Below are 1,834 nucleotides of genomic sequence, written 5' to 3' on the forward strand. Positions count from 1 at the left end.
ATTGTTAGGTACTACATACCCGTTTTTTACTTAAAGGTGTTTTTTTATTTGTCTCACTCTATGGGGTCAGTCCCCATGGCAATAGCTTTATCTTTCATAATAGCTTTTAAATGGCGTTTTTCTTCTTCATATTTAACTATCCAGTTAGGATTATAATCCTCAATTATAATAGGTTTACCCATATTCCTCACTCCATTTTACTCTTTCGTTTAAGTATAATACCAATATAAATCAAATGGAGCTAGTTAACACAAAACTGCTTATCCGTATTTAAGATTTTCTTGTTCAAATATGTATTTTCTGGTAACATCAAGATCGTTAAGTATACTTATTTAGAACTCATATAAACTATTAAGCAAGCGAGGCATAACACAATGAGAAAACATTTTGGTAAAATTTCATTTGCTTTTTTAATTTTGACTTTTGGCTTTTATTTCATGGTTCCAACAAATAATAATTACTCATCAACAACTATTAACACATGGTTATTGGTTGGATTAGCTTTGACATTATTTTTTGCTTTTTTAAGTCCTAAAAGTATATGGAAAAAGATCGTACTAACCGTTATTACAATAGCAATTGTAATATTTTTATTTATTGCTATTGCATTTGGAATATCAGGTCTATAAAGGATGGAGCTGTTATTTACATAATGTAACTTATCGAAAAATCTATCAGAAATACATTTTTTTCTTTTTATGGTAATATAAAAAGTGAAAATGTATAGGAGGATTTAAATTGATAAAAAATTTACCCTTACTAATTTCCATTTTAATAATAGGAGTTAGTTCTTCTACGATAAGTTTGAATGGACACTTACCTACGTTCTTTGAATGGATATTACCAATTATGAGTATTATTTTAAATATCATTGCAGTTATAGGGCTATCTTTACACGTATTTGTATATAAGCCTATGAAAAAAGCAAAAGATAACCTTAATGGAGCTATTAAGTAAAAATGAAAAAAGAGCTATCTATAGCTCTTTTTTCATTTTTATAATATATACGGTATAAAGAACTAGTTAACATAAAACGTATTATCGGAAATAAAATCTGTATCCAAAAATATCTATATATGTTATATAAAAAGATATAGAAGCATCAGAAATAAAGGTGAGACAAAAAATAGGAGTGAATATTATAACTAGCCCTGCAGCAATTATAATTTTATTTTTGAATTTAATAACTCTTATTCTAGTATTTAAAGGTTTTCAAAATAGTAAAGTAAACTTCACACTTCGAAAAGCTATATTAGGCCTCTTAATAACTATTTTAGTCATTAATTTGGTAATGACATTTATTATCTAAAGTTCAAAGATCTACTCATAAGTAGATCTTTGAACTTTTTTAAATGTATAAATTAAAAACGTTTAGTTACCATAATGAACTTTATCGGAAATCATGTGTTAGAAGAACGTGTTGAAGGGGTACATATAAAAGATAGGGCTAGCATCAGGAGGAGAAAATATGCTCGATAACTATGAACATTTCCTATTCTATAGGGAGGTTAAATGTCTAATTGCAGATTATGATAACTGTAGACATTTACCTACTAAGAATGAGTTGCATAATCAGATAGTCCTTCTAACAAAAGTTCTTAAAAATGAATAAGTTATTATTATTCGAGCAAACTACACAAGACGCCGTGAGGCATCTACCACTACAAAACCATATTTGCTATTCCAAACAAAACAACCTACGGCACAGGAGCAGTAGGTTGTTTTGTTTGGAATAGCTGTATGTCTGATACTTGTTTAGTTAAGTCGGGTAGGCAGGCACTCTCACGAGCGCCCGCCCCCCTAAGAACCGTACGTGACAGATTTCCCGTCATAC

At 29.5% G+C, this 1,834-nt stretch carries 3 protein-coding genes; 2 read left to right on the plus strand and 1 reads right to left on the minus strand.

What is annotated here, in order from left to right:
• Window positions 1-53 precede the first annotated feature (53 nt).
• On the minus strand, window positions 54-182 hold the full coding sequence (locus tag ACFX4G_RS28145; RefSeq protein WP_377578375.1) for a hypothetical protein: 129 nt from the start codon (window positions 180-182) through the stop codon (window positions 54-56).
• A gap of 192 nt (window positions 183-374) precedes the next feature.
• On the opposite strand from ACFX4G_RS28145, the gene ACFX4G_RS28150 reads away from it, so the two are divergent.
• A complete protein-coding gene (locus ACFX4G_RS28150; protein ID WP_377578378.1) occupies window positions 375-629 on the plus strand; it encodes a hypothetical protein in 255 nt (84 codons plus the stop codon).
• 109 nt (window positions 630-738) lie between these two features.
• Window positions 739-957: a hypothetical protein gene (locus ACFX4G_RS28155; protein WP_377578381.1), complete on the plus strand. Its 219-nt coding sequence runs from the start codon at window positions 739-741 to the stop codon at window positions 955-957.
• Window positions 958-1,834 lie beyond the last annotated feature (877 nt).

The organism is Priestia sp. YIM B13486 (assembly GCF_042787865.1).
Lineage (GTDB): Bacteria > Bacillota > Bacilli > Bacillales > Bacillaceae_H > Priestia > Priestia megaterium.